Below are 24,534 nucleotides of genomic sequence, written 5' to 3' on the forward strand. Positions count from 1 at the left end.
GTTCGGCCGATTATGCGGTTGCGCTTTGCAGAACTTGGGGGTTGGCATGAAAGAACACGTGTTCACGGACGGGTCCTACCGCAATCTCACCGATTTCCTCATAGCCCTGGCGTTTATAAAACTCCAGGTAACGTGGGTTGCCGGTGTCTAGCACGACGCCTTGGGAGTTTTCGTCCACCGCACACCAGTTGTGCACCGCCGCGAGCAGCTGTTCACCAAAGTGCTGGCCTTGAAACTGTGGATGAACCCCCAGCAGCGGCAACACATGGACAGCATCCGACGGCAGGCAGGCTGCCACCGCTGCGTGGTAGTCCAGATAGCGCCGGGTGCAGCGAAAACCGGTGCTCAACACCATGCGCAGGCGCCAGGCCCAGCTTTCGGTGATGCCCAGGCGCCGCTGCGGAGGGGCGATCAGGGCGATGCCGATCAGGCGATCGTTGACCAGCAGGCCGATGGCCGGCAGATCCTGGAGAAAGTGTTGCTTGACCAGCTCGCGCACCGTGGCGCGTACCCGATGTTCATAACCGGGACGCTCGGACTCGAACAAGAAGCTGAAGGTCGGTTCATGGCGATAAGCCTGATACAGCAATGAACGGGCTTCGCGGGAGTAACCGCTGTCGAGCATATGAATGTCGGCAATGGCGGTGGCGGTTTCAGGCATGACGGTAGATCTCCTGGGCGAGGCTCGATGAGGCCCCGCTCTTATTGAGTACGAACCCGATTGGGTTGCGATCGTTCCTACACCCACAGGACATTAGCAGCGCATTTGTCCTACTGCCACGCTGGCTCAGTTCCGACATGTCAGCTAGCATCGCAGTTTTGCCAGGACAGCCGACCATGAAGATCGTCTCCTTCAACATCAACGGGCTGCGCGCCCGTCCCCATCAGCTGGCGGCGCTGATCGAGAAGCATCAGCCGGACGTGATCGGCCTGCAGGAAACCAAGGTCCACGACGAACAGTTTCCCCTGGCCGAGATTCAGGCCCTGGGTTACCACGTGCACTACCACGGACAAAAGGGCCACTACGGCGTCGCCCTGCTCTCCCGCCAGGCCCCACTGGCCCTGTATAAAGGCTTCGACAGCGATGACGAAGACGCCCAGCGACGCTTCATCTGGGGCACTTTCGCCGACGCCAATGGCGTGCCGGTGACGATCATGAACGGCTATTTCCCACAAGGTGAAAGCCGCGATCACCCGACCAAATTCCCCGCCAAGGAGCGTTTCTACAGCGATTTGCAGCAACTGCTGGAAAGCCGTTTCAGCAACGATCAACCGCTGGTGGTGATGGGGGACGTGAATATTTCCCCGGAAGACTGCGACATCGGCATCGGCCCGGACAACATGAAGCGTTGGCTGAAAACCGGCAAGTGCAGCTTCCTGCCGGAAGAACGCGAGTGGATGGCCCGCCTGAAGAACTGGGGCCTGGTGGACAGCTTCCGCCACCTGAACCCGGACGTCACCGACCGCTTCAGCTGGTTCGATTACCGCAGCCGCGGTTTCGAGGACGAGCCCAAGCGCGGCCTGCGCATCGACCTGATCCTCACCTCCCATGGCCTGTTGCCACGGGTCAAGGATGCCGGCGTGGATTATGAGCTGAGGGGGATGGAGAAACCTTCGGACCATGCGCCGATCTGGCTGCAGTTGAGCTGACCGACAAGAAACGGCTCGCCGCAATGGCGAGCCGTCCTGTCACAGCGTACCCAGTTGCTTGAACAGGGTCAGGTTGTCCTCGATGTGCCAGTTGGCGACGATTTTTCCTTGGTCGACCTGATAGATGTCCGTGGCGATGAACTCCACGGGCTGGCCCTGGCCCTTGAGCTGGTCGAAGGTCCCGGTGAAATGCCCGCGAAAACGCAGGTGCACCACCACCCGATCCCCCGCCACCAACATCTGCTCAACAACGCAGCTGAGATCCGGCACGGCAGTGCGGAAAGCCCGTGACGCCAGCAACGGACCTTCCGGGCCCTGCTTGCGCCCGGCCGGAGGGGTCTTGTCGACGAAGCCCGGCGCCAGGGCTTCGCGGGCCAGCGCTTCATCGCCGGTGTGCCAGAACGTGTCATAGCGCCGCGCCGCCAGGATCATCTGCAACGCCTGCTGCTCGGGCAGGCTGCGGTCGACAATCAGGCTTTGCGGCTGCACAAGCGCATCGGGGGCGGCCGAAGCCCCCAGCGACAGGCCAAGGGCCAGGAGAAAACCGGCCAGGCGCAGGCCGCCGGGCATGGCAAGGGATAAGCACGACATGGTGGATTCCTTTGGGTCGATCAAGGGCCGGGCAACACACTGCGGCCCGGGGTTGTAGAACAGGTTTCAGAGGGCCTCGGGCTCTCGCAAGGACAGCGGGCTGGCAAGGGTGTAGCGGGCAATGTCGTCCTTGCGCATGAACGTCACGCCCGGGTGGCTTTTGGCGTAACGCAGGAACTCGTCCCAGACCCTTACCATTTGTGGCGTGCCACTGATGCGATCATGGGCGCTGATGGACATCATTCGCCGCCGCGTGCCGGCTTCTTCGTAAAGCTGATCGAAATCGAGCTTCACTTGCTCCAGAAAGGCCTGGGGCGAGTAATGGCGACCTTCGATCAGCACAATGTCGTTATTGCGCAACGTGTAGGGGACCACGACGAAATCCTTGCCGTTGACCGATTCGATGAAGGGCTCGTCGCGGCTGACGTCATCGATGTGGTAGAGGTAGCCCAGCTCCTGCAGCAACGCCAGGGTATTGGGGCTCCTGCGCAACCAGTTGCAGTTGTAACCGGTGACCGGCTGCCCGGTGACCTCCTGCACCATCTGCGCGGCCTGGCGCAGGAACGTCCGTTCCTCATCGCGGCTCATTGCAAACTGCGAACTCCAACGCGGGCCGTGTCCGGCCGCTTCGTGACCGCGGGCAACGATCTCCCGTGCCAGGGCCGGTTGGCGCCGCGCCGCTTCGCCGATCATGTGGGAAGTGACCTTGACGCCATGGCGGTCCCACAAATCCAGCATGCGTGGGATACCTTCCCGATAGCCGTAGGCAAACCAGGTATTGGTCACCGGATCACTGGGGACGCTGTCCGGGAAGTCCACCGGGGGGAACGGGCTGTCGGTCCCCTTGGGTGGCTGCCCTCCGGCTTCGAATTGCATGGAAATCGAAATGACCAACCGGGTGTCACCCGGCCAGAAACCACTCTTGGCAACGCTGGCGGCCTTGGTCGCGACACTGGCGCGGGCCGATCCGCTTGCCAGCAGGTCCCCCGCGCTCAACAGCGCTGCGGCGGCGCTGGCCTGGGCCAGAAAGGTCCTGCGTTCGGGGTTGTGGGTGACATCGGCGATGGCCATGGCAGAACTCCTGGGAAAACGCTGCGGGTAAGCTTCTTGGGTGCTAAGGTATTGCCTGCGTGTTTTCCTGATAATTGAGCTGTTTTCAAAAATACATTTCGAAAAATCCGAATAATGTTCCTGAAAAATCTCCAGCTGTTTTTACTCATTGTGGAAAAAGGCGGATTGTCTGCCGCAGGTCGAGAAATGGGGTTGTCTCCCGCGTCGGTCTCGGAACGGCTCGCCGCGCTGGAAACCTATTACGGTGCCACCCTGCTCAATCGCACCACACGTGCGATCAGCCTGACCGACGAAGGCAAGTTGTTGGTCGAAGGGGCCCGCCGGTTGCTGGCCGAGGCCGGTGAGTTGCACAGCAGCATTCGCGCCGGCAGCCAAACCCTTAGCGGGCCGATTCGCCTCAGTGCCCCGCAGGACTTGGGACGCCAATACATCGAGCCCATCCTGGCGCGCTTTCTCGATGAGCATCCGGATGTCAGCCTGGACTTGGACCTGGGCGACGGCTACGTGGATCTGGTCAGCCAGGGGCTCGATTTCGCCATTCGCTACGGCGCCTTGGCCGACAGCTCACTGCGCGCCAGGCCCCTGGGGGAAAACCGGCGCGTGGTCTGCGCCGCGCCCAGTTATCTGGCCCGTCATGGCACGCCCTTGCACCCCACCGAATTGACCCGACACGAATGCCTGGTGATGCGCCTGGGCATCAATACCGCGCGGGAATGGACCTTTAGCCGGCGCGGCGAGGTGCATCGTGTGCTGGTCCAGGGGCGGCGAATCGCCAATGATGGCGGTCTTGTGCGCCAGTGGTGCCTGGAGGGGCACGGCATCAGCCTCAAGTCGATCTGGGATGTGCGCGACGACCTCAAGAGCGGGCGCCTGGTGGAGTTGCTCCCGCAGTTCACCGCCGGCAGCACGCTACTGCAGATTGTCTACCCGACTGCCCGCATCCAACCCAAGCGCGTGAGGGCGTTGATCGAACGGCTGGTGGCCGAGTTGGCTGAAACCGAGACCGGGGTTTAGGGCGCAATCGCGCCGTCATCGTTCAGTCATCTATCTGACTTATTCTCCCGGCACTTCCCTGGGTTCTGAAGGTGTCGGCATGCGGCTGTCTGTGGTCTGGATAATGGCGTTGTGGCTGCCGTTGGCGATGTCCGCCGAACGCTTGCCCATTACCGGCCTGCCCCTTCCAGAAACCGGGCCGGCCCTGCGCCTCCAAGGTTCCAATACCATCGGCGCGGCGCTGGGCCCGGCGTTGGTCAAAGGGCTGATGGAACACCAGGGGTTGCTCAAAGTGAGCGCTGAAATCACTGGCAAGGACAATGAACAACGGATCGTCGGCCAGACCACTGACGGTCGGCGGGTAGAAGTCGACATTGCCGCCCATGGCTCCAGCACCGGGTTCGCAGCCCTCAAGCAGGGCAACGCTGACCTGGCCGCCTCTTCGCGACCGATCAAGGACAGCGAGCTGAAGGAACTGTCGCTGATGGGGGATCTGAAAAGTCCCACCGCCGAGCAGGTCATCGCCATTGATGGCCTGGCGATTATTCTTCATCCACAGAACCCGTTGCGTCAGCTCGATACCGTACAACTGGCGCGAATATTCAGCGGCGAGGCGAAAACCTGGGAAGCAGTCGGTAGCCTTGGCGGAGCGATTCATCTTTACGCCCGGGACGAACAGTCCGGCACCTACGATACCTTCAAGGAACTGGTCCTTAGCCGACAGGGCAAACGGCTGGATCCTTCAGCACGGCGCTTCGAATCCAGCGAGCAGTTGTCCGACGCTGTCAGCCAAGACCCGCAAGGCATCGGTTTCATCGGTTTGCCCTATGTGCGCCAGGCTAAAGCGCTGGCAATCGTCGATGGCGATTCCCAACCCATGTTGCCGTTGAACAACCTGATCGCCACCGAGGATTACCCCTTGTCCCGGCGGCTGTTCTTTTATGTGCCCCCCCAGGAAACCAACCCGTGGGCCGAGGCACTGGTTGAGTTCACCCAGAGCGACCAGGGCCAGGCCATCGTCGCGGCCAATGGGTTCATCGCCCAAACCGTCCAAGCCATGTCCGTCACACCCAATGCGCTGATGCCGGAGGGGTATCAGGCCCTGAGTCGGCATGCCCAACGCCTGAGCGTGAACTTTCGCTTCGAAGAAGGCAGTGCCAACCTCGACAACAAGGCTCACCAAGACCTCAGCCGGGTGCTCGACTATATAAAGCAGCACGACAAATCAGATCGACGTGTGACGCTGGTGGGGTTTGGCGACGCCAAGGACGACCCGGCGCGCGCGGACCTGTTGTCCAAGTTGCGGGCCATGGCGGTGCGCCGTGAGCTGGTCAAATACGGCGTGGCGCTGCGGGAGGTGCGGGGGTTTGGGGCATTGATGCCGGTGGCGGCCAACAGTGAGGATGAAGGCAGGGTCAGGAATCGGCGGGTGGAGGTTTGGGTTTACTGAATGGGATCAAGCGGCAGGCACAAACTCCTGTGGTTCGGACTTTTGATCGTTCCCACAGGGTTTCGAGGTGCTCACTGCATTGACGTTCGACGTCACCCCGCTAGCGCGCCGAATGACATCGAGCTTTACCGCCCCGCCAACTCCATGATCATCCGTGACAACAGATAAATCCTTGGCGCCACGCTCTCGACTTCCGCGTATTCCTCAGGCGTATGAATGTTGCCCCCAACAATCCCAAATCCATCCAGGGTTGGTGTGCCGACGCCGGCTGAGAGGCTGGCATCCGCCGCGCCGCCACTGCCCTCTTCGGTGAGTTTGCGCCCCAGTTCGCCATAGATCCCCTGGGCCATGGCCATCAAACGATCCGACTCCGCCGTTTGCGGCATTGGCGGCAGGCCGCGTTTGAGGCTGGTGGTGACTTCAGTGTCGGCGATCAGTTTGTCCTGCGACACGCGGGCCAGGTCTTTTTCGATGCGGTCGAATTCCTCCGGTACCGCTGCCCGAACATCGGCCTTGGCGCTGGCCCGGTCGGGGATCACGTTGGTCCGGTCGCCGGCCTGGAGCACGGTGAAGTTGATGGTGGTTTTCTTTTCCGCGTCGCCGAGCTTGCCCAGTTGCAGGATCTGATGCGCCGCTTCCATCGCCGCATTGCGTCCCAGTTCCGGCGCGACACCGGCATGGGACGCCTTGCCCTTGACCTCCACCAACGCCGTGGCACTGCCCTTGCGCCAGACCACCAGCCCATCGGCCGGGCGCCCCGGTTCAAGGTTAAGGGTCACATCATGGGCCTTGGCGGTTTTCTTGATCAGGTCGGTGGCGGCGTCAGAACCGGTTTCTTCGCTGGCGTCGAGCAGGAAAGTGATCTGCGCGTAGTCCTTGAAGTCCAGGTTCTTGAGCACCTTCAACGCATAGATCCCGGCGACGATCCCGCCCTTGTCGTCCATCACTCCCGGGCCGTAGGCCCGGCCATCCTTGATATGGAAAGGCCGCTCGGCGGCCGAGCCTTCCTTGAACACCGTATCCATGTGCGCCATCAGCAGGATCTTCGCCTTTCCAGTACCTTTGAGGGTCGCCAGGATGTGCTGGGTGCCGTCCGAGTTGGGCACCTTTTCAATGGTAGCGCCCAACTTCTTCAATTCGTCGATGGCAATGTCACCGACCTGGGTCAACCCCGGTACATACCCGGAGCCGGAGTCGATATTCACCAGCCGCTCCAACAGCTTCAGGGCCTCGCCCTTGTACTGTTCGGCGTCGCTGAGGACTTGTTGATGGGGCTGCGCGAAAGCAACGGGGGCGAAGGCGCCGAGGGCCAGGCTCAGGCCGAGACTGACGGCCAGACGGGAGCGAAGAGGAGTAATCGTCATGGGTTCATCCTTGTTCCGTATCGAGAAAGTGCCTTGGGCACCCTACCCGACAATGAAACAAGGCTCTAGACCGAATGCGACCTCAAGTCACATCAAAGAGGAACTGCCGGCTCCGTCGATACCTGCCGGGGGCGGTAACAAGTGACCCGATTGCGCCCGCCGGTCTTGGCCTCGTAGAGCGCCTGGTCGGCGTCATTGAGCCAATGGGTCGCATCGCCATAGTCCATGTTGAAGGCCGCCAAGCCAATGCTCAGACTCACCTTCAATGCCGGGTTCTGTTCGTAGCTGAGCGTCGCAAAGCGCTCGCGCAACCCGTCCATGGCCTGCACGGCGTTGTGAAGTGTCAGGTCCGGCAGAATCACACAGAACTCATCCCCGCCATAACGCCCGGCCACATCGGCAGTGCGAAGGTTTTGCTTGAGCATCTTGCCGAGCTGGCGCAGCACGATGTCGCCAGCCACATGGCCATAGGTGTCATTGATGGCTTTGAAATGATCGATGTCGATCAGCGCAATTGCGCCACGCCCTGCCCCGTCTTTCGGATGGCGCAGGCAACGCTGGAACTCCTCGTTGAGGCGGTCTTTCCAAGCACCATGATTGAGCAACCCGGTCAGGCTGTCGGTGCGACTCAGGGCCAGCAACTCGCGCTTTTGCCGGCCCAGGGCGTAGGCCTGGCGATAGCAGAACCAACCCAGCGCCATCGGGTACAGGCACAGCAGCGGCAAACAGGCGTAGAGCTGCGCCGGGCTGGTCATGGGCACGCTGGTCAGCGGGAAGATCATTTCGCCTACGACAACGCCTGCCACTTGGGCTACCCCCCCGATGAGCAGGAAACGCAGGCCGCCAATGGCGACGTTGTTCATCGCCATCATCGCTAGCGTGACGGCCGCAGGCAGCGGGTTGAACTGCATCGCCGCGACCCAGAAGCCGCCCAGGGCCGCATCGATCAATAAATTTAAGTGTTCGGCGTGGTACGGCGCCGCGCAATGCCGGGCCCACCAATAGGACAAGTGTGGCCAGAGCAGGCCGTTGAACAACATGAATCCCCAGACCCACGGCGCCGGCTCGAGAGGGTAAAGGGCAGCACTTACCAACACCAACCCCAGCGTCAAGCCCAGGATGCGCGATATATAAAGCCTCCTGGCAAGCGTGCGTCCCTTTCGTCCCGTTTTTTGCATAGAGACCTCTGCATCGCGGGTTTCCCGAGTTTTTCAGGGAGGGGATGCCTGGAGTCTATCAGGGCACCATCAAATAGCCACCATCAATGAAGGGGTATTTATTCTCTTCCGAATGCCGGGCTCGGCGCGGATTTTGGCTATACCTGACAAGGGCAATCAGCGAACCACCCGAAAGGAGATCCATGGGCAGTTATCAGGTGTTGATCATCGGCAGTGGATTTGGAGGCCAGTGCGCGGCGGTCAATCTGCTCAAGGAAGGCATTGAGGATTTCCAGTTGCTTGAGCGCCGGGATTTTTTCGGCGGCACCTGGTGCCAGAACACCTACCCCGGCGCGGCGGTGGATGTGCCGTCGCCCTTGTATTCGCTGTCGTTCGCCGCTTACGACTGGAGCCGGATGTTCGCTACACAAGAGGAACTGCACCGCTACACCCAACACGTAATCGAACGCTTCCAGTTGCGGGACAAAGTGCAGTTGGGGGCGAATGTCGAGCGAGTGGAATGGGATGACAACGCCAGGCAATGGCTTGTCCAGACTACCAAGGGCATCTACCGGTCGCAGTTCCTGATCAACGCCACCGGTCCCCTCAGCCAACCGGTGATCCCAGCGTTCGAAGGCCGGGAACGTTTCAAGGGCAAGACCTTTCACACCAATCATTGGGAGCATACCTACGACTATCGCCACAGGCGCGTGGCCATTGTCGGCAGTGGTGCCAGCGCCGCCCAGGTGATCCCGGCCATTGCCCCGGACGTCGAACACCTGCACGTGTTCCAGCGCACACCCCACTGGGTATTGTCACGCCCCGACCGCGCCTTCAACCGCTTCGAGCGCGGATTACTGCGCCTGGCACCGCTGCGCACGCTATTGCGTTGGTCGATCTATTGGCTGTTCGAAACCCGGGTGATCGCCTTCAAGTATTCACGGCCGGCGGTACGCCTGGTCCAGCGCCAGGCCTTGAAGCTGCTGGAGCGCCAAGTGCCGGACCCGGTCCTGCGGCGCCGCTTGACCCCCGACTACCTGATCGGCTGCAAGCGCGTGATCCTGTCCAATACGCTGTACCCGGCCCTGTGCCGCGCCAATGTCAGCGTGCATGGCCAGGAAGAAGGCATCGCCGCCCTCGACGAAACCGGCATCCTCACCCGGGACGGCCAGCACATCGAGCTGGACCTGATCATCTGGTCCACCGGCTTCGATGCCACCGACGGGGTGATTTCCTACCCCGTGACCGGCAAGCACGGTACCCGGCTTCACGACGTCTGGGCCCAGTACCCCCGCGCCTATCTGGGTACCAGCCTGCCGGACTTCCCCAACCTGTTTATTGTCACCGGGCCCAACACCGGCATCGGCCACACCTCGGCGCTGTTCATCATAGAGTCGCAGATGAACTACATACTGGACTGTATTCGCACCCTGAACCGGCGAAACCTGCGTAGCATCGAAGTGCAGCCAGCGGCCGAACAGCGCTACACCGAGATGATCCATCGGGAAATGCAGCGCACCGTATGGAAGTCCGGCGGGTGCCATAGCTGGTATCAAAGCAAAAGCGGCCATGTCATCGCGATGTTCCCCGGCTTCAGCTTCACTTATCACCGCCTGACCCGTCGGCTCAGGCTGGACGATCACATTCTGTCGTGACCCATGGAGGGCAAAATATGCTGGTGTTGTGGATAATTCTTGCCGTGCTTATCGCCTGGAGCTGGTTGACGTATCCAGCCATTGGCCAGGTGCTGTACGACACGAGCATGGCCTTGGAGGCACGTCTCTACCGGTTGCGCAAAATCAACGTACCGATCAGCGAGATGACCGTATCGACCTGGCAAGGCGGGCCTTATGAAGCATCCGGCAGCATCCTGATGCTCCACGGCTATAGCGGCGACAAAGACCTCTGGCTGCGCGTTGCCCGGCATTTTGTCGGTGCCTATCGGGTGGTGATCCCCGACCTGGCCGGTCATGGCGAAACCGGCTTCAAGGCCGGTGGCGGCTATGACATCCCGACCCAGGCCCGGCGGGTGATCGAGTTGCTCGACGCCTGCGGCCTGGACAAAGTCCATGTGATCGGCAACTCCATGGGCGGGCATCTCGCGGCATGGCTGGCGGCCACTTCGCCTGAACGGGTACTGACCCTGGCGCTGCTCGATCCGGCTGGCGTCACTTCGCCCCAACCCAGCGACATGGATCGTCAACTGGCCGCCGGCCGCAACCCATCCCTGGTGCACTCGCGGGAGGAATTCGCGCCGTTCTACGCAATGACCATGGCCTCGCCGCCCTGGGTCCCGGGCATGGTGATGGCGGCGGTTGCCGAGCGCTATGTGCAACATCGCGAAGAACTGGCGGAGATCTACGCCGATTTTCGCGCCAGCCCTCCGATGGAGCCACGCCTGGCCGACATCCGCGCACCCTCGCTGTTGCTCTGGGGTCGCCAGGACCGGGTGATCGACGTCAGCAGCGTGCCAGTGTGGAGCAAGGGCATCGCGGATTTGCGGGTGGAAATCTGGGACGGGGTCGGTCATCTGCCCATGATTGAAAAACCCGGGAAAACAGCAGCGCTGTATCAGGAATTTCTCAAGGGACTGGGGCAGTGAGCGGATGCCTCGCCACATGGCATTGGACCATGTGGGGGGTATCAGTCCCTGGCAGAATGAAGTCCTGAAGATTCTTCGTTTGTCGGCACTGGCGAAGGCTGCGATCTTTCGTTCAACTTTCCCACAGCCCAAACCAGGAACTCTCACCATGAGCTTCGTCAGTCCCGACCTGATCCGCCAACGCTTTTCCAAAGCGATGTCCGACATGTACCGCGACGAGGTGCCGCTCTACGGCGCGTTGATGAATCTGGTGGAGCAAACCAATGCCCAGGTGCTGGGCAAAGACCCACAACTGGCCGAACACCTGCGCAGCACCGGCGAACTCCAGCGCCTGGACCTGGAACGCCACGGTGCTATCCGCGTCGGCACTGCCGCGGAACTGGCCACCCTCGGGCGGCTGTTCGCGGTGATGGGTATGCAGCCCGTGGGCTATTACGACCTCACACCGGCTGGGGTGCCGGTGCATTCCACGGCATTTCGCGCCGTGCATGAAAGTGCCTTGCAGGTCAGCCCGTTCCGAGTATTCACCTCACTGCTGCGCCTGGAACTGATCGAAAACACCGAACTTCGGGCCTTTGCCGAATCGGTGCTGGATAAGCGCCAGATCTTTACCCCCACCGCCCTTCAGCTTATCGATCTCGCCGAACGCCAGGGCGGTCTGACGGAGCCGCAGGCCGAGGATTTCGTCCTACAGGCCCTGGAGACGTTTCGCTGGCACCACAGCGCCACTGTCACGGCCGAGCAGTACCGGCAATTGAGCGCCCAACATCGTTTGATCGCCGACGTGGTGGCCTTCAAGGGCCCGCACATCAATCACCTGACGCCACGTACTCTGGACATCGACATCGTCCAGGCGCAGATGCCCGTGCACGGCATCACGCCCAAAGCAGTGATCGAAGGCCCACCCCGCCGTCATTGCCCGATCCTGCTGCGCCAGACCAGTTTCAAGGCGCTCGACGAGCCCGTCAGCTTCACCGACCAGGCGCAATCCCAAGGCAGCCACAGCGCCCGCTTTGGTGAAATCGAGCAACGCGGTGCCGCCCTCACGCCCAAAGGGCGAGCGCTCTACGATCAATTGCTGAACGCCGCCCGGGATGCGCTGGGGGAGTTCCCCAACGAAGCCAACGCCGAGCGCTACAACACGCTGATGAGCCAACACTTTGCCCAATTCCCTGACACCCACGATGAACTGCGGCGTCAGGCACTGGCGTACTTCCGTTATTTCGTGACGCCAAAGGGTCTCGGCGCCAAGGGCACTCTTGAGCAAACGGCCTCGCTGGAGCACCTGCTGGAGCAGCAATACCTGCGTGCCGAACCCTTGGTGTACGAAGATTTCCTGCCGGTCAGCGCCGCCGGCATCTTCCAGTCGAACCTTGGCGATGCCGCCCAGAGTCACTACGCCGGGCAGTCCAATCGCCAGGCTTTTGAAGAAGCATTGGGGCGCGCAACCATTGATGAGTTGGGGCTGTATGCCGAGACGCAGCAGCGCTCCATTGATGAATGCAGGGCTGCGTTGGGCGTGTAGGAAGTTGCTCTAGGAACCTGACGCGAAGCTTGGCCCATCAAGCCGTTACGCCGGGGGGCGGCGGCGCCAGCCCCTTGCGCAGGAGAGTGCGCGGCACTGGGCGGTGTCATGTGCAGATTGCGCGGTGCCCGAGGCTGTAACTCATGAACCAAAAACATAACCCATTGAACTGTATTATTTTTTTATTGAATGGCATAGCTCTTGATAACCGTCAGGCCACCTCGGGACGACGACCGTCCCAGGCCCTTTAGTTATCCAGGAAGGAGAGCATCCATTGGCTACCCCCGCGTATATGATCATCAAAGGCATCAAACAAGGTCTGATCACAGCTGGCGCGTTTACGGCCGACTCGGTAGGCAATATCTATCAGGAAGGTCGTGAGGACAAAATCATGGTGCAAGGCTTCCAGCACCAAGTGACCGTCCCGCGCGATCCTCAATCCGGCCAGCCAACCGGCCAACGCGTGCATCACCCCCTCGTCATCACAAAAGTCTTCGACAAGGCCACGCCGCTGCTGCAGGCAGCCCTCACCAGCGGTGAATGCCTGGAAGAAATTGTGATTCATTGGTTCCGGACTTCAGCGGCGGGGACCCAGGAACACTACTTCACCACCACACTGTTTGACGCGATCATTGTCGAAATCAAGGACTACATGTTCAACTGCCAGGACCCGGCGAACGCGCACTTCACCCATCTGGAAGATGTGCACTTCTCATATCGCAAGATCACCTGGAATCACGAAGTCTGCGGCACGATGGGTGCCGATGACTGGCGTGTACCGGTCGCTGGTTAAGTCCGGGACAACCGTCAATGCACCGGCCAGGTCTGCTGGCCGATGTGCATTGAAGTGAATGGGAGTGATTGACTCCGAGAAGGTGTTCGCCCAGTGCGGCGGCCTCGGCATTCCATGCACTGGTAAAGAGCCTGACACTGGGCGAACGGGCACAATAATAGTGGAACTCGCAGAATATTGCCGCGAGTTCTTTTAAATAATTATTTATCCACAGCCGTCGTTATTGATGACTGGTCAATAACGGTGGCGCGGGCGCTTGCTCCCGCTGGGCTGCAAAGCAGCCTTAAAAGAACGGCCGCTGCGCGACCTGGTGGGAGCAAGCGCCCTCGCCACAGGTTTTTTGGGTCAACTTCTAATTTGTATTAATAGCTGTACAAGCCGTTATACAAAACTACAGGCAAGTACAAAAACATATCAGCCGATAGGTGACACGTTATGGCAAGTTAAACGGTCATTAACATACCCGTTTTAATACCGCTCTGGCTCAACCACGCCGTCCGGTTTTTTGCGCATCGGTATCGCCCGCTTCGGGGTCGCCTTGCTGCTGTTTGCGCTTGGCCGGGTCGTTTGGGCGCAAGGCGTCGTTATCGCGCTCCACCTCTCCAGGCATCGCCGGTTCATCAGGGTTCTGCGGCGTTTGATCGGGACTGTGCTTCATGGCGAACTCCTTGCGTTTTCAGGCCTGGACTTCAGGCATCAGGGTCAGCGACTTCTTCTGCGACATTGGCATCCGGCGAGCGCTGGTGCAGTTGCTCGGCCTTGGCCTTGAGTGTCTGCCACTGCGCCAGGTCGATAGCGCCCTGGCCGAACAGATCGTTGGCCAGCTGCATCAGCTCGGTGAAATGAACATCGGGGGACTGTTGCCAATAGGTCTTGTCGTCGAACAGCCGCTGCCAATCGGCCAGCGACGGAGGTTTAAGGTCATCGCTCATGACGGACTCCTGCGAGGCATTCATAAGGTATGAGGGCTGACGTTCCCGGGGAGTTCCGGTAATTCTCAGTAGCCAGTCATTTCCAGGTAGCCGTTGCCGCCGTGGCTGCCACTCAGTTGCACCGGCCCTTCCCAATAGGGAATACGCAGGTTCATCCAGGCGTTGGGGTTCAAGGCCTGGGTGGTGACGTCGAGCTGCTTGCCGGGAATCTTGAGCGACCAGCGCACCGGCATCGAATGCCCGGCGACCTTGGCGGTGTCCAGCGGCACGAGGCTGATTTCGCCGGCGTGCAGGGTCTGCGCCTGACCCTGGGCATCGATCCAGGTGCCCGTCAGGTACGGCGCGCCGTCCTTGTGGCGCATGCGATAGAGCATCACGTGCTCACCGCTGTCCAGGTGCAGGGAAAACCAGTCCCAGCCAGTCTGGTTGGCCGTCAAGGGCTGGCTGCTCCACTCGCGGTCAAGCCAGGCCGGGCCGCTGACCTGATAGCGCTGGCCGTCGATTTCCAACTCGCCACTGGCCTGGAAAAACGGCTGGCTGTAGTAGTACGACGCCTGGCCCTGCTCGGATTTCTGGCTGAACCCCTGATCCCCCTGCAACACCAGCGGGCGGGTCGAAGTGAGCCGCAACGCATAACTGAAGCGCGGGTCCCGGGCCTTCAACTGCATGTCCGCCAGAGGGTCGGCGCCTGACGCTTGAGTGCCGAAGCGCCAGTCGTCTATCCAGGCGTTGAAAGGCATTGTTTGCACCCCGGCCTGCCCCACGCCACCTCGTGCGTAGCGCTCGGCGGCATGATGGACGGCGGCAGAAGTGACCGCCGCGTGACCAAGCCAGATCGTCTGGTTGCGCCAGCCGTTGGCCTGGGGCGCGGCGTTCAAGGCGCTGCGAAACAGCGTCCATTGCACACCGAAATCACGGCCCTGGGCATCCCTGAGATTGGCGGTGACGTACCACCACTCAATGCGAAAACCCTCATGAACGCCGTGGTCAGCCGGGAAACCGAACACCCGCCCCGGCACCACTGGCGTGAACGCGGCGGCCTGATCGCCCAGGCCAGCAAAACCCTTTTCCGGTGAAGGTTTATCGCAGCCGCCAAGCAACACCAGCAGCATCAGGCCGACTTTAATCTTCATGGGCAAAGGTCCTCAGCAAATCCGCCGGCTGCGTGCGGTACAGCGCATACAACGGCCAAGCCGATGCCAATAGCGTGGCGAACATCGCCAGGGCCAGCAGCTGCGCCAGTTGCATCGGGAACACCTGCAACGGCAGCCGCCAGCCAAAGGCCTGCACATTGATCACCGCATCCAGGCACCAGGCCAGGGCGATGCCCAGGGGCAAGGCCAGTACCAGGGTCAATAGCGCCAGCAGCCAGGTCTGGCCGAGATTGAGCAACATCAACTGGCGTCGCGTCACCCCCAACGCCCACAGCGGCGCCAACTGGCCGAGGCGACTCTGGCTCTGGGTCAACAGACTGATGAACAACGCCACTCCAGCCACCGCCAGGGTCAGGCTGTTGAGGGCGGCAGTGGCGGCAAAAGTGCGCTCGAACACCTGGGTCGACCAGCCCTTGAGCCGGGCCTGATCGACGATGCGGCTGTCATCCAGGCTGAAGCGGCTTTGCAACGCCGTCAGCAACGCCGGAATCGCCGAGGGATCGATGCGCAGATTGAAGCGGTTCGGCGTCAGTTGCGGCCAGTGCGCCAGCAAGTGATCGGCGTTGATCAATACGTGCCCTTTGGGATTGCCGTAATCGACATAGACCCCGACGATGCGCAGCACCCACGGCCCCTGTGGCGTCGGGAGGGTCAACTGATCGCCAATACTTACCTTGAGGCGCCGGGCCAGTTGTTCACTGAGCATCAGCGTGTCGGCAGCGGCGAGTTGCGCCCAAGGCTCGTCGCTGGCCGACTCCAACAGCGGCCAATGCTGACGATAGTGAGGATGATCGAGGATGCCGTGGATATCCGTCGGCCAGCCTTGCAACGGGATCGACACCTGCCAGATGGGGACCACGGCCGTGATCGCCGGTTGCTGCTTGAGCCAGGCGTGCAGCTCGCCCGCCTGGGCCGGGGTTTGCGGGTTGATGTACAGCTCGGCGCTGAGCCGTTGTTCGAGCCAGTTGCTGAAGGTCTGGCGGAAGCCTGCGGTCATGCTGCCGGCCCCGATATTCGCCGCCAGCGCCAGCAGCAACGCCATCAGCGCCAGGCTCAACGTCGGCAATTGCTGGCGGCAATCGGCAAGGAACCATTGCCCAAGCACCGAGCGGCTGCGGCGCAACAGCAGGTTCAGCGCGTGGTTGAGCAACACCGGCAAGGCCAGCGCCGCCCCCAGCAGCAAGGCCGTCATCAAGACAAAACCACTGGCCAGGCTGTCGCCCCAGATCAACGCCGACACAGCGATCAACCCGGCCAATGTCGCCACCCCACCCTGGCGTCGCAGCCATCGCGCATGGGCCTGATGCCAGGCTTGGGGGTTAGCCAGCGCCAGCAAGGGCAGGCGCGCGGCTCGCAGCAAGCTGTCGGCGCCGGCCAGCAGCGCGCCAAGCAGGCTCAGGCCGACACCGCTGAGCCACCACCACGGGCTGAGGTTCAGATGCCCGGCCACTTCAGCGCCGTACAAACCCCGCAGGCTCGCCGCGACATCGGGCAATAACAGGCTCGCCAGCCAGTAGCCGCTGAGCACCCCGGCGATGCCTCCGAGCAAGGCCAGCGCCCCCAGCTCCAGGGCCAGGCTGGTGACCAGCACCCGCGCACTGACGCCACAGGCCCGCAGGGTTCGCAGCAGGCTGCGGCGCTGTTCCAGGGCCAGGCCGATGGCGGCGTGGACTATGAACAGTCCCACCACGAAGGATAGAAACCCCAGGGCATCGAGGTTCAAGTGAAAGCTTTCGGTCAGGCGCGACAGGTTGTTTTCTTCATCGGCGTGCTTGAATTGCAACCGACTGCTGAACGCCTCCGGTAACGCCGCACTGAACGTGGCGGGCAGCAACAGTCGCGACAACTGCTCCGGCAACCCGAGCACCTGCTGGGCAAAACCGATGTCCATCAACAACACGCCCGGCGCCATGTCCGCCTGGATGTGCAACGGCGGCAGGGATTGCCCATCGACCGTAAGGGGCCGGGCGCCCTCGCCAAACCCCAAGGCTTGCAAGGTCTGCGGGGCGATCCAGGTGCGCCCGGGATCACTGAAAAATGCTACCACCTCGGTCATTTCTCGCGCCTGCCCCGCCAGCGCCGCACCGGGGGGCAGTGACACCGGATCGATGCCCATCAGCTGCAAGCGCTGGTCTTCGTGGCCTTTGAGCAGCACCCGTGCCTGCAACACCGGCGACACCGGCCAGCCCTGGCGCCGCAGGTCGACAAACCATTGCTGAGGGAAGGTCCCGCCGCCGGGCGCGCTGAGGCTGGCCTGGGGTTCGCCGCCAATCAGTTGGCTGGCCCGGGCGTAGCTGTCCCGGGCCTGACTGTTCAGCGCTTGCACGCCGGTGAGCAGGCTGGTGGCGAGCCAAAGCCCGGTCAACACGCTGAAAAACTGCACCGGGTGTTGGCGCCAGTGGCTGAGCAGCGCCTTGAGGGTCTGGCGAAAAATCATCACCCCTGGGCCACCTCGGCCAGACGGCCGCGTTGCAGCACCACGCGATGGGCCAGGCGCGCCGCCACCCGGGGACTGTGCGTGACCATCAGCAAGCTGGTGGGGCTGCCGTCCAGCAGTTCCAGCAACAGTTGCAACACTTCGTCGCTGGTGGCTTCGTCGAGGCTGCCGGTGGGTTCGTCGGCCAGCAACAGGGGCGGTCGCGAGGCCAGCGCCCGACCCAGCGCCACCCGCTGTTGCTGCCCGCCGGAAAGCTGTTCCGGGTAGCGCCGCAGCAAGTCGGCAAGCCCGAGCCGCTGCACCAGATGGGCTTGCCAGACAGGGTCATGGCGACCGCACAGGCGCGCCTGGAATGCCAGGTTGTCCTCCACCGGCAAACTGCTGATGAGGTTGAATTGCTGGAACACCAGGCCGATTTCCGTACGCCGCCAATTCGCCAGCTGGCTTTCGCTCATGCCGTCGAGTCGGTATTGGCCACTGCGAATACTGCCGCCATCGACCTTGTCCAGCCCGGCGACCAGGTGCAGCAAGGTGCTTTTGCCGCTGCCGGACTCACCCATCAGCGCCAGGCTGCTGCCGGGCGGCAGCGTCAGGTCGATGCCTTGCAACACCGGCAATGGCCCCTGAGGGGTGGCGTAGCTTTTAAAAACGTCGCGAACTTCAAGCATGAACAGGCTCGATGGGTAATCGTGAGGCTCAGGATAGCGGAGTTAGGGGGCGGCCCCACCAGGGATGAACCTGCGTAAGCGCTCTACCGTTTGTCGTTTGCTGGCGGGATTGGATCCGCTTTGCTTGTAAGGAGTCAATTTTGAGCTTGCTCGCGATGACGGTCGCACATTCAAAACTGCCGCAAGCTGACCCGGCGCTTTCGCGAGCAAGCTCGCTCCCACAGGGGATCTGGGGGTACGCGATGCCAGTGAACGATCACTGCCCCGCCGCCATCTCAGCCTGGGCCGGCCCCGGGGTGACGATGTGGTTCAGGTCGATGTGTTTCCATTCAGGCACAGCCCCCAACCGTGCATTGAAACGGTAGTTGAAGGTGAAGGCGTCGTCGGTCGGCTGGCTCAGGGACTTGCCATAGACAGCTTCGATCCCGGCCGGCTCGTACCCCATCAACTGCAACAGCGTCGGGAAGATGTTGTAGTGGCTGGAATGATCCTTGTTCTGCGCCCAGGCACGGCGCCAATCCAGAGTGTGCAGTTGAGCGCCTTCGATCACCACCAGCGGCACCAACCCTTCCTCCGCCACCGGGTCGCCACCGCAATGGGTGTTGAGCCCCGGGTTGCCACGCTCGTGCAGATCCTGACCGTGGTCGGAGGTGTAGATCAGCACCGCGTTACGCAAATCGGCCTGCTGGAAGATTCGCTTGAAGAACTCGCCGACATTCCACAGCAACGTGTTCTGGTAGGCATTGCGGTACAGCGCCCAATCGTCCTTCTGACCGTTGAAGCCGTCACGCTTGCCGGTGTCGGCCACTTCCTGGAACTGCCCTCGCGGCAAGGCCGGACGGTAGGTCATGAAGTCGTCGGGGTATTTGTCGTGTACAGGGAAATGCGCGCCAACCTTATTGATCACCACCAGCTCGGCGCGGCCATCGCCCAGCAGTTCGATCAACTTCGCCGCCGCCGCCATGTCACGGTCGCGCACGCTGACCTGGTCGAATTGGACAAACTCGTCGATGTCCTGTTTCTCAAGGTCGCTCATCAGGTTCTGCAGGTTGCCACCGGTGCGCTGGGCATCGATGTAGACGGTGCGCAGCCCAGCCTTTTTAGCGTACTGCCAGATCGACGGCAGGGTGCTGTTGATGCGCATGTAGTCGGCGCGAGTACCGCCGTAACGCAGGGTGATATTTGTGTCGGCGCTGCAATTGGCGATGGAGGCCGCATAACCGTAGTTGACGATATCCACCCCTGCGGGCGGCGTTTTCAGACCGGTGTGCACGCCGAACGGCGTGTTGATGTCCAGGTAATTTCCGGAAATGCTTTCATCGATGATCAACACAATATCGTGCTCGATGGCCGAGGTTAGCCGCGCAATGCGCACCGGCTCGCGAGGGCCTACGGTGTTGTGCAAGGCCTCGTAGGCGAACAGGTTCAGATAGGCCAGCGGCGTGTACATCACCGGCAGCCCCCGCGCGCCCTCGCCCGCCCGCACGAACAACACGCCGCTGAGCAATAGCACGCCAAGCAACGGCGCAGCGACTGGCAGCCAGCCTGGCAACGGCAGCCGTCGGCGAGGCTTGAGACCGATCCCCAACAACAGCAACAAGCCAGCGCTCGCGGCGTTGATGATCACTTCGCGGTACTGATAGGCCGCCTCTTGGATGAAACCGCCGGAATACACCAACGACACGAACTGGCTGTAGGTCAGGTAGCTGTCAGTGACTCGGGTGTACACCTCGAAGAACACCGCCGAGACAAACATCACCAGCGCGAACAGATGCCGCACCAGGGTCTGGCGGATGTACGCGCTCATCCACAACGCGACTACCAACACCACGAACATCGCGCCATACAACAGCGTGGCAAAACCAAAACCCAGCGCCTGCAGACGGTCAAGGTAGTACTCGTACCCCCGCACCAGATAGAGCACCAGCAGCAGTTCCTTGAGGTATCGGGCCATGTCTGTCTCGCCAGTATCGCGACGTTGGGAAGGAGGTCGTTTTCTGCACACTAGCAGGGGGTTCGCAAAGCGCAAGAAAGGCATTGACCGGCGAACGCGTCAAAAAAAAGTTACCCCAAAAATGACACCTTTATCCATCAAAAAACTGAAAAAACTATGGATTACGACCGTTCATCGCATTCTAAAACGTCCATATACGCCTTTAAAACCGGCACTTTTCTAAGTCAGTCAAGGACTTGATATCAAAAGGCCCGGTTATTTCTAGTTTTGCCAACACTGACAACTGTCATTTTGCTGACACGCTTTTATGAAGCTGCGCTATACCCCTCTAAACAGTTTCATCCGAGTTACATCAATCGGTTTGCGAGGCGCGCCAAAAATGGACGTGAGCGTATTTGGTACGGGGTATGTGGGGCTGATCCAGGCCGCTGCGTTGGCTGACGTCGGGCACCGGGTTTTGTGCATCGATATCGACCCGAACAAGGTCCGGCAACTGCAACAAGCGGTACCGACCATCAGCGAGCCAGGGCTGTCGGTGCTGCTCGAAGACAACATCAAGGCCGGGCGGTTGTCGTTCAGCTCCCAAGCCAGCGACGCGGTCAACCATGGCGAACTGATTTTCATCGCCGTCGGCACCCCCGCCGATGAAGACGGCTCGGCCGACCTCAGCCATGTACTGGGCGTCACCCGGCAAATCGCCGATTTCATGGACAGCGACCGCACCCTGATCATCAAGTCCACGGTGCCGGTGGGCACGGCCGATAAAGTTGCCGAGTGCGCACGCCAGGTTCTCGAACGCCGCGGCCTGAAAAAACTCGCGGTGCGCGTGGTCTCCAACCCCGAGTTTCTCAAGGAAGGCAGCGCCCTGGCCGACTGCATGCGCCCGGACCGGATCATCGTCGGCACCGCCGACCCGCTGGCGCGCGACCAGATGACCGAGCTCTACGCGCCCTTTTGCCGCAACCACGAAAAACTGATGTTCATGGATAACCGCAGCGCGGAACTGACCAAGTACGCCGCCAATGCCATGCTCGCCACCCGCATCAGCTTCATGAACGAACTGGCCAACCTCACCGAACGCCTGGGTGCCGACATCGAAGCGGTGCGCAAAGGCATCGGCTCGGACCCGCGCATCGGTTATCACTTCATCTACCCCGGCTGCGGTTTCGGTGGCTCGTGCTTTCCCAAGGACCTGCGCGCCTTGCTGCACACCGCCGAACAGAACGGCATGCCGCTGCGCCTGCTGCGCAGCGTCACCGACGTCAATGACAGCCAGCGGCACATCCTGTTCGAGAAACTGGCCAAGCAATTCCCCGACGGCCTGGCCGATAAGTCGATCGCCATCTGGGGCCTGGCCTTCAAACCCAACACCGACGACATGCGTGAAGCGCCCAGCCGCTACCTGATGGAAGCGCTGTGGCGCGAAGGCGCCCGGGTCCATGCCTATGACCCGGAAGCCATGTCCGAATGCCGCCGCCTCTACGGCTATCGCAAGGACCTGAACCTGTGCGCCACCCGCGATGACACCCTGGAGGATGCCGACGCCCTGGTGATCTGCACCGAGTGGAAAAATTTCCGCGTGGTGGACTTCGACCTGCTGGCCAGCAAACTGCGCGCCCGGGTCATCATCGACGGCCGCAACCTGTACAACCCCGAACACCTGGCCGCCGCCGGACTGCTGTATCGCGGCATCGGGCTGCGGCACACCCTGCCAGCCCAGGGGCCACAAGCATGAATGTCCTGGTGACCGGTGCGGCCGGTTTCATCGGCGCCCACTGCGTACTGCGACTGTTGCGCGACGGCCATCGGGTGTGCGGGTTGGACAATTTCAACGACTACTACGACCCGCAGCTCAAGTACGACCGCGTGACCTGGGTGAAGGATCAGGCCGGCGAATTCCCCCTGGCGCGGATCGACCTGACCGACGCGCCGGCCATCGATGAGCTGTTCCAGGCCCGGCGCCCGGACGTGGTGATTCACCTCGCGGCCCAGGCGGGTGTGCGCTACTCCCTGGAAAACCCGCAGGCCTATGTCGACAGCAACATCACCGGGTTCCTGAACATCCTGGAAAGCTGCCGCCGCTATCCGGTCAGGCACCTGATCTACGCCTCCTCAAGTTCCGTATACGGCGCCAACCCGCACACGCCTTATTCGGTGCATGACAACGTCGACCATCCGCTGTCGCTGTACGCGGCCAGCAAAAAAGCCAACGAGTTGATGGCGCATAGTTACAGCCATCTATTCGGCATCCCGTGCACCGGCCTGCGCTTCTTTACCGTGTATGGCCCTTGGGGCCGGCCAGATATGTCGCCGATCCAGTTTGCTCGCGCCATCATCGAGGACCGTGTGCTGCAACTGTTCAATCACGGCGAGCACCAACGCGACTTCACCTACATCGATGACATTGTCGAAAGCATCGCCCGCCTGATCGCACATGCGCCCCAGGTCACGCCACTGCTGGATCACGAACAACCGAGCCCGGCCACCAGCCGCGCACCCTGGCGGATCTACAACATCGGCGGGCAACACCCGGTGGCGCTGCGCACCTATGTCGCGTTGCTGGAAAAACACTTGGGACGAACCGCCCGCATCCAACTGCTGCCCCTGCAAGCCGGGGATGTGCTCAACACCTGCGCCGATGCCAGCGACTTGGCAAAGACCACCGGTTTCAAACCGTGCATCGAACTGGATGACGGCCTGGGTCGTTTCATCCAGTGGTTTCTCGATTACTACGCACGGCCTGCCCACGCGCCGCTCGCGGCTGAACACTTGCGGCCCAATCTCAGCGGAGGAATCCATGACCCGACATGAGCAAGTCATCGAGATCAACGCCCCTGGACGCGATAAACGTGTCGACCCCGACCACCGCAGGCGCCTGGACGCCGCCATCCACCGCCAAGGCCGCGGCTGGCTGACCGGTCGCGACGGCGGCCGGCCCTGGACCGTCTCGCGCACCAACCGGGTGGTGGCCTGCCTGGGTGCACTGTCGATTCTGCTGCTGCTCTGCCCACTGCTGCTGGGCCTGGCATTGCTGGTCAAGTTCTCCAGCCCAGGTCCTGTGCTGTTCGTGCAGAAACGCACCGGTTACCGCGGCCGCGTGTTCGGCATGTACAAATTCCGCACCATGGTGGCCGACGCCGAGGCCCTCAAGGAGTCGCTGCGCCACCTCAACAAACATGGTGCCGACGCCATCGACTTCAAGATCGACAACGACCCGCGCATCACCCCCATCGGCCGGTTCCTGCGACGCAGCAGCCTCGACGAACTGCCGAACCTGATCAATGTAGTGACCGGCGACATGCGCCTGGTGGGCCCACGGCCAACCTCGTTCAACGCCTATCGCTACAAGGACAACCATCTTGCGCGCCTGAGCATCTACCCCGGCCTGACCGGCCTGTGGCAGATCTCCGGGCGCAGCAATATCGACTTCGACCAGCGCGTGGAATTGGACCTCAGCTATATCGCTGAACAGAGCCTGTGGCTGGATTTGAAGATCCTGATGATTACCCCCTTCAAAGTTTTCAGCGGCCACGGAGCGAGTTAAATGGACGGTTCAACCAACATTCTGACCATAGCCAGCCCGAGCGAGACCAACCTGACCTCGACCGTGCTCGACCCTTCCCTGCGGATCCTGCTCTTGACGGCCGCCAACACCGGTACCGGAACCAGCACCAGCGCCATGGCGCTGGCCGCTCAACTGGCGCAGATGTGCAATGGCCGCGTATTGCTGGTGGACGCCAGCCAGTCGCCGCGCAACCTCAGCCAGCAACTGTCGCTGCACAAAGAGCGCGGCTTTACCGATCTGCTGTTCAACAGCCTCGCCCCGCCCTTGTTGCAGGACTGCGTGGTGCAGACATCCAGCCTGCCCTTCGACGTGCTGCCTAACGGCCGGCTGGGCCGCAATGCCGAACGCCTGAGCCCCGAGCGACTGCGCCCGCTGTTCCGCCAACTGGCGACGCAGTACCGCTTTGTGGTGATCGACGCCGACGCCGTGTATTCAGCCTCCGACACCCTGGTCATGAGTACCCAGGCCGACGGCGTGGTGCTGGTGGTGCGCGGTGAGGACACCCGTTGGGAAGTGGCTCAGGCCGCCCGCCAGCGCCTGTCCCAGGCCGGCGCAAAAGTGGTCGGCAGCGTGTTCAACCGCCGCAAGTACTACATGCCCAAGTGGCTCTACAACAACCTGTAAGCCT

22 protein-coding genes are annotated in these 24,534 nt (G+C 61.6%); 11 read left to right on the forward strand and 11 right to left on the reverse strand.

Translation table 11 applies throughout. The features are described from left to right. Nucleotides 1-10: 10 nt before the first annotated feature. Entirely contained in the window at nucleotides 11-661 is a 651-nt protein-coding gene (locus tag J9870_RS19480) for a GNAT family N-acetyltransferase (protein WP_210639568.1), read from the reverse strand. 176 nt (nucleotides 662-837) lie between these two features. On the opposite strand from J9870_RS19480, the gene xthA reads away from it, so the two are divergent. Then, on the forward strand, nucleotides 838-1,650 hold the full coding sequence (xthA, locus tag J9870_RS19485; protein WP_210639569.1) for an exodeoxyribonuclease III: 813 nt from the start codon (nucleotides 838-840) through the stop codon (nucleotides 1,648-1,650). Nucleotides 1,651-1,689: 39 nt separating this feature from the next. Here xthA and J9870_RS19490 read toward each other — a convergent pair whose 3' ends face one another. After that, nucleotides 1,690-2,241 (reverse strand): ester cyclase, encoded by a 552-nt coding sequence (locus J9870_RS19490; RefSeq protein WP_210639570.1) that lies wholly within the window; start codon nucleotides 2,239-2,241, stop codon nucleotides 1,690-1,692. Nucleotides 2,242-2,307: 66 nt separating this feature from the next. Then, nucleotides 2,308-3,312, reverse strand: a complete 1,005-nt coding sequence (locus tag J9870_RS19495) for a polysaccharide deacetylase family protein (protein WP_210639571.1) — start codon at nucleotides 3,310-3,312, stop codon at nucleotides 2,308-2,310. A 114-nt stretch (nucleotides 3,313-3,426) separates the two neighbouring features. Here J9870_RS19495 and J9870_RS19500 point away from each other — a divergent pair, with 114 nt between their 5' ends. Next, nucleotides 3,427-4,326 (forward strand): LysR family transcriptional regulator, encoded by a 900-nt coding sequence (locus J9870_RS19500; RefSeq protein ID WP_210639572.1) that lies wholly within the window; start codon nucleotides 3,427-3,429, stop codon nucleotides 4,324-4,326. A gap of 79 nt (nucleotides 4,327-4,405) precedes the next feature. Beyond that, nucleotides 4,406-5,755 (forward strand): phosphate ABC transporter substrate-binding/OmpA family protein, encoded by a 1,350-nt coding sequence (locus tag J9870_RS19505; protein WP_210639573.1) that lies wholly within the window; start codon nucleotides 4,406-4,408, stop codon nucleotides 5,753-5,755. 125 nt (nucleotides 5,756-5,880) lie between these two features. Here J9870_RS19505 and J9870_RS19510 read toward each other — a convergent pair whose 3' ends face one another. Then, a complete protein-coding gene (locus J9870_RS19510; RefSeq protein WP_210639574.1) occupies nucleotides 5,881-7,119 on the reverse strand; it encodes a M20/M25/M40 family metallo-hydrolase in 1,239 nt (412 codons plus the stop codon). 92 nt (nucleotides 7,120-7,211) lie between these two features. After that, entirely contained in the window at nucleotides 7,212-8,297 is a 1,086-nt protein-coding gene (locus tag J9870_RS19515; protein ID WP_210639575.1) for a diguanylate cyclase, read from the reverse strand. A 182-nt stretch (nucleotides 8,298-8,479) separates the two neighbouring features. Between J9870_RS19515 and J9870_RS19520 the strand changes: the two genes are divergently transcribed. The 4 genes from J9870_RS19520 to J9870_RS19535 all read left to right on the forward strand — a co-directional run bounded on the left by J9870_RS19520 (nucleotide 8,480) and on the right by J9870_RS19535 (nucleotide 13,196). Then, nucleotides 8,480-9,931, forward strand: coding sequence for an NAD(P)/FAD-dependent oxidoreductase (locus J9870_RS19520; protein ID WP_210639576.1), 1,452 nt, complete (start codon nucleotides 8,480-8,482; stop codon nucleotides 9,929-9,931). Between the two features lie 17 nt (nucleotides 9,932-9,948). Further along, nucleotides 9,949-10,878, forward strand: a complete 930-nt coding sequence (locus tag J9870_RS19525; protein WP_210639577.1) for an alpha/beta fold hydrolase — start codon at nucleotides 9,949-9,951, stop codon at nucleotides 10,876-10,878. A 148-nt stretch (nucleotides 10,879-11,026) separates the two neighbouring features. Further along, nucleotides 11,027-12,403: a VOC family protein gene (locus J9870_RS19530; protein WP_210639578.1), complete on the forward strand. Its 1,377-nt coding sequence runs from the start codon at nucleotides 11,027-11,029 to the stop codon at nucleotides 12,401-12,403. Between the two features lie 274 nt (nucleotides 12,404-12,677). Further along, the gene (locus J9870_RS19535) at nucleotides 12,678-13,196 is read left to right on the forward strand and encodes an Hcp family type VI secretion system effector (RefSeq protein WP_210639579.1); all 519 of its coding nucleotides are present in this window, start codon (nucleotides 12,678-12,680) and stop codon (nucleotides 13,194-13,196) included. A gap of 484 nt (nucleotides 13,197-13,680) precedes the next feature. On the opposite strand, the gene J9870_RS19540 is transcribed toward J9870_RS19535, so the two are convergent. The 6 genes from J9870_RS19540 to J9870_RS19565 form a co-directional block, all read right to left on the reverse strand. Continuing rightward, nucleotides 13,681-13,854, reverse strand: a complete 174-nt coding sequence (locus J9870_RS19540) for a hypothetical protein (protein ID WP_210639580.1) — start codon at nucleotides 13,852-13,854, stop codon at nucleotides 13,681-13,683. A gap of 31 nt (nucleotides 13,855-13,885) precedes the next feature. Further along, nucleotides 13,886-14,128 carry a hypothetical protein gene (locus tag J9870_RS19545; RefSeq protein ID WP_210639581.1) on the reverse strand — a complete coding sequence of 81 codons (243 nt, stop codon included), beginning with the start codon at nucleotides 14,126-14,128 and terminating at the stop codon, nucleotides 13,886-13,888. A gap of 65 nt (nucleotides 14,129-14,193) precedes the next feature. After that, nucleotides 14,194-15,261: a lipocalin-like domain-containing protein gene (locus J9870_RS19550; RefSeq protein WP_210639582.1), complete on the reverse strand. Its 1,068-nt coding sequence runs from the start codon at nucleotides 15,259-15,261 to the stop codon at nucleotides 14,194-14,196. Then, nucleotides 15,251-17,719, reverse strand: a complete 2,469-nt coding sequence (locus tag J9870_RS19555; RefSeq protein ID WP_210645342.1) for an FtsX-like permease family protein — start codon at nucleotides 17,717-17,719, stop codon at nucleotides 15,251-15,253. Before J9870_RS19555 ends, J9870_RS19550 begins: the two co-directional genes overlap by 11 nt. After that, complete coding sequence (locus J9870_RS19560) at nucleotides 17,719-18,387, reverse strand: ABC transporter ATP-binding protein (RefSeq protein ID WP_210639583.1); 669 nt, start codon at nucleotides 18,385-18,387, stop codon at nucleotides 17,719-17,721. The genes J9870_RS19555 and J9870_RS19560 overlap by 1 nt, the downstream gene beginning before the upstream one ends. 256 nt (nucleotides 18,388-18,643) lie before the next feature. Beyond that, on the reverse strand, nucleotides 18,644-20,341 hold the full coding sequence (locus J9870_RS19565) for a sulfatase-like hydrolase/transferase (protein ID WP_210639584.1): 1,698 nt from the start codon (nucleotides 20,339-20,341) through the stop codon (nucleotides 18,644-18,646). A 379-nt stretch (nucleotides 20,342-20,720) separates the two neighbouring features. Here J9870_RS19565 and J9870_RS19570 point away from each other — a divergent pair, with 379 nt between their 5' ends. Genes J9870_RS19570 through J9870_RS19585 form a run of 4 tightly spaced genes read left to right on the forward strand, consistent with a single transcriptional unit; the run spans nucleotide 20,721 to nucleotide 24,530 of the window. Next, complete coding sequence (locus tag J9870_RS19570) at nucleotides 20,721-22,076, forward strand: UDP-glucose/GDP-mannose dehydrogenase family protein (protein WP_210639585.1); 1,356 nt, start codon at nucleotides 20,721-20,723, stop codon at nucleotides 22,074-22,076. Continuing rightward, nucleotides 22,073-23,152 carry an NAD-dependent epimerase gene (locus tag J9870_RS19575; RefSeq protein WP_210639586.1) on the forward strand — a complete coding sequence of 360 codons (1,080 nt, stop codon included), beginning with the start codon at nucleotides 22,073-22,075 and terminating at the stop codon, nucleotides 23,150-23,152. The genes J9870_RS19570 and J9870_RS19575 overlap by 4 nt, the downstream gene beginning before the upstream one ends. Next, nucleotides 23,139-23,885: a sugar transferase gene (locus J9870_RS19580; protein ID WP_210639587.1), complete on the forward strand. Its 747-nt coding sequence runs from the start codon at nucleotides 23,139-23,141 to the stop codon at nucleotides 23,883-23,885. Before J9870_RS19575 ends, J9870_RS19580 begins: the two co-directional genes overlap by 14 nt. Then, nucleotides 23,886-24,530 carry a CpsD/CapB family tyrosine-protein kinase gene (locus J9870_RS19585; protein WP_210639588.1) on the forward strand — a complete coding sequence of 215 codons (645 nt, stop codon included), beginning with the start codon at nucleotides 23,886-23,888 and terminating at the stop codon, nucleotides 24,528-24,530. The last annotated feature ends 4 nt before the right edge of the window (nucleotides 24,531-24,534 follow it).

This window comes from Pseudomonas sp. Tri1 (assembly GCF_017968885.1).
Classification (GTDB): domain Bacteria; phylum Pseudomonadota; class Gammaproteobacteria; order Pseudomonadales; family Pseudomonadaceae; genus Aquipseudomonas.

Excerpts from the sequence above, each read along its gene's own strand:
- J9870_RS19480 (WP_210639568.1), bottom strand. The coding sequence starts at position 661 with ATGCCTGAAACCGCCACCGCCATTGCCGACATTCATATGCTCGACAGC.
- xthA (WP_210639569.1), top strand. The coding sequence starts at position 838 with ATGAAGATCGTCTCCTTCAACATCAACGGGCTGCGCGCCCGTCCCCAT.
- J9870_RS19490 (WP_210639570.1), bottom strand. The coding sequence starts at position 2,241 with ATGTCGTGCTTATCCCTTGCCATGCCCGGCGGCCTGCGCCTGGCCGGT.
- J9870_RS19495 (WP_210639571.1), bottom strand. The coding sequence starts at position 3,312 with ATGGCCATCGCCGATGTCACCCACAACCCCGAACGCAGGACCTTTCTG.
- J9870_RS19500 (WP_210639572.1), top strand. The coding sequence starts at position 3,427 with ATGTTCCTGAAAAATCTCCAGCTGTTTTTACTCATTGTGGAAAAAGGC.
- J9870_RS19505 (WP_210639573.1), top strand. The coding sequence starts at position 4,406 with ATGCGGCTGTCTGTGGTCTGGATAATGGCGTTGTGGCTGCCGTTGGCG.
- J9870_RS19510 (WP_210639574.1), bottom strand. The coding sequence starts at position 7,119 with ATGACGATTACTCCTCTTCGCTCCCGTCTGGCCGTCAGTCTCGGCCTG.
- J9870_RS19515 (WP_210639575.1), bottom strand. The coding sequence starts at position 8,297 with ATGCAAAAAACGGGACGAAAGGGACGCACGCTTGCCAGGAGGCTTTAT.
- J9870_RS19520 (WP_210639576.1), top strand. The coding sequence starts at position 8,480 with ATGGGCAGTTATCAGGTGTTGATCATCGGCAGTGGATTTGGAGGCCAG.
- J9870_RS19525 (WP_210639577.1), top strand. The coding sequence starts at position 9,949 with ATGCTGGTGTTGTGGATAATTCTTGCCGTGCTTATCGCCTGGAGCTGG.
- J9870_RS19530 (WP_210639578.1), top strand. The coding sequence starts at position 11,027 with ATGAGCTTCGTCAGTCCCGACCTGATCCGCCAACGCTTTTCCAAAGCG.
- J9870_RS19540 (WP_210639580.1), bottom strand. The coding sequence starts at position 13,854 with ATGAAGCACAGTCCCGATCAAACGCCGCAGAACCCTGATGAACCGGCG.
- J9870_RS19545 (WP_210639581.1), bottom strand. The coding sequence starts at position 14,128 with ATGAGCGATGACCTTAAACCTCCGTCGCTGGCCGATTGGCAGCGGCTG.
- J9870_RS19550 (WP_210639582.1), bottom strand. The coding sequence starts at position 15,261 with ATGAAGATTAAAGTCGGCCTGATGCTGCTGGTGTTGCTTGGCGGCTGC.
- J9870_RS19555 (WP_210645342.1), bottom strand. The coding sequence starts at position 17,719 with ATGATTTTTCGCCAGACCCTCAAGGCGCTGCTCAGCCACTGGCGCCAA.
- J9870_RS19560 (WP_210639583.1), bottom strand. The coding sequence starts at position 18,387 with ATGCTTGAAGTTCGCGACGTTTTTAAAAGCTACGCCACCCCTCAGGGG.
- J9870_RS19565 (WP_210639584.1), bottom strand. The coding sequence starts at position 20,341 with ATGGCCCGATACCTCAAGGAACTGCTGCTGGTGCTCTATCTGGTGCGG.
- J9870_RS19570 (WP_210639585.1), top strand. The coding sequence starts at position 20,721 with ATGGACGTGAGCGTATTTGGTACGGGGTATGTGGGGCTGATCCAGGCC.
- J9870_RS19575 (WP_210639586.1), top strand. The coding sequence starts at position 22,073 with ATGAATGTCCTGGTGACCGGTGCGGCCGGTTTCATCGGCGCCCACTGC.
- J9870_RS19580 (WP_210639587.1), top strand. The coding sequence starts at position 23,139 with ATGACCCGACATGAGCAAGTCATCGAGATCAACGCCCCTGGACGCGAT.
- J9870_RS19585 (WP_210639588.1), top strand. The coding sequence starts at position 23,886 with ATGGACGGTTCAACCAACATTCTGACCATAGCCAGCCCGAGCGAGACC.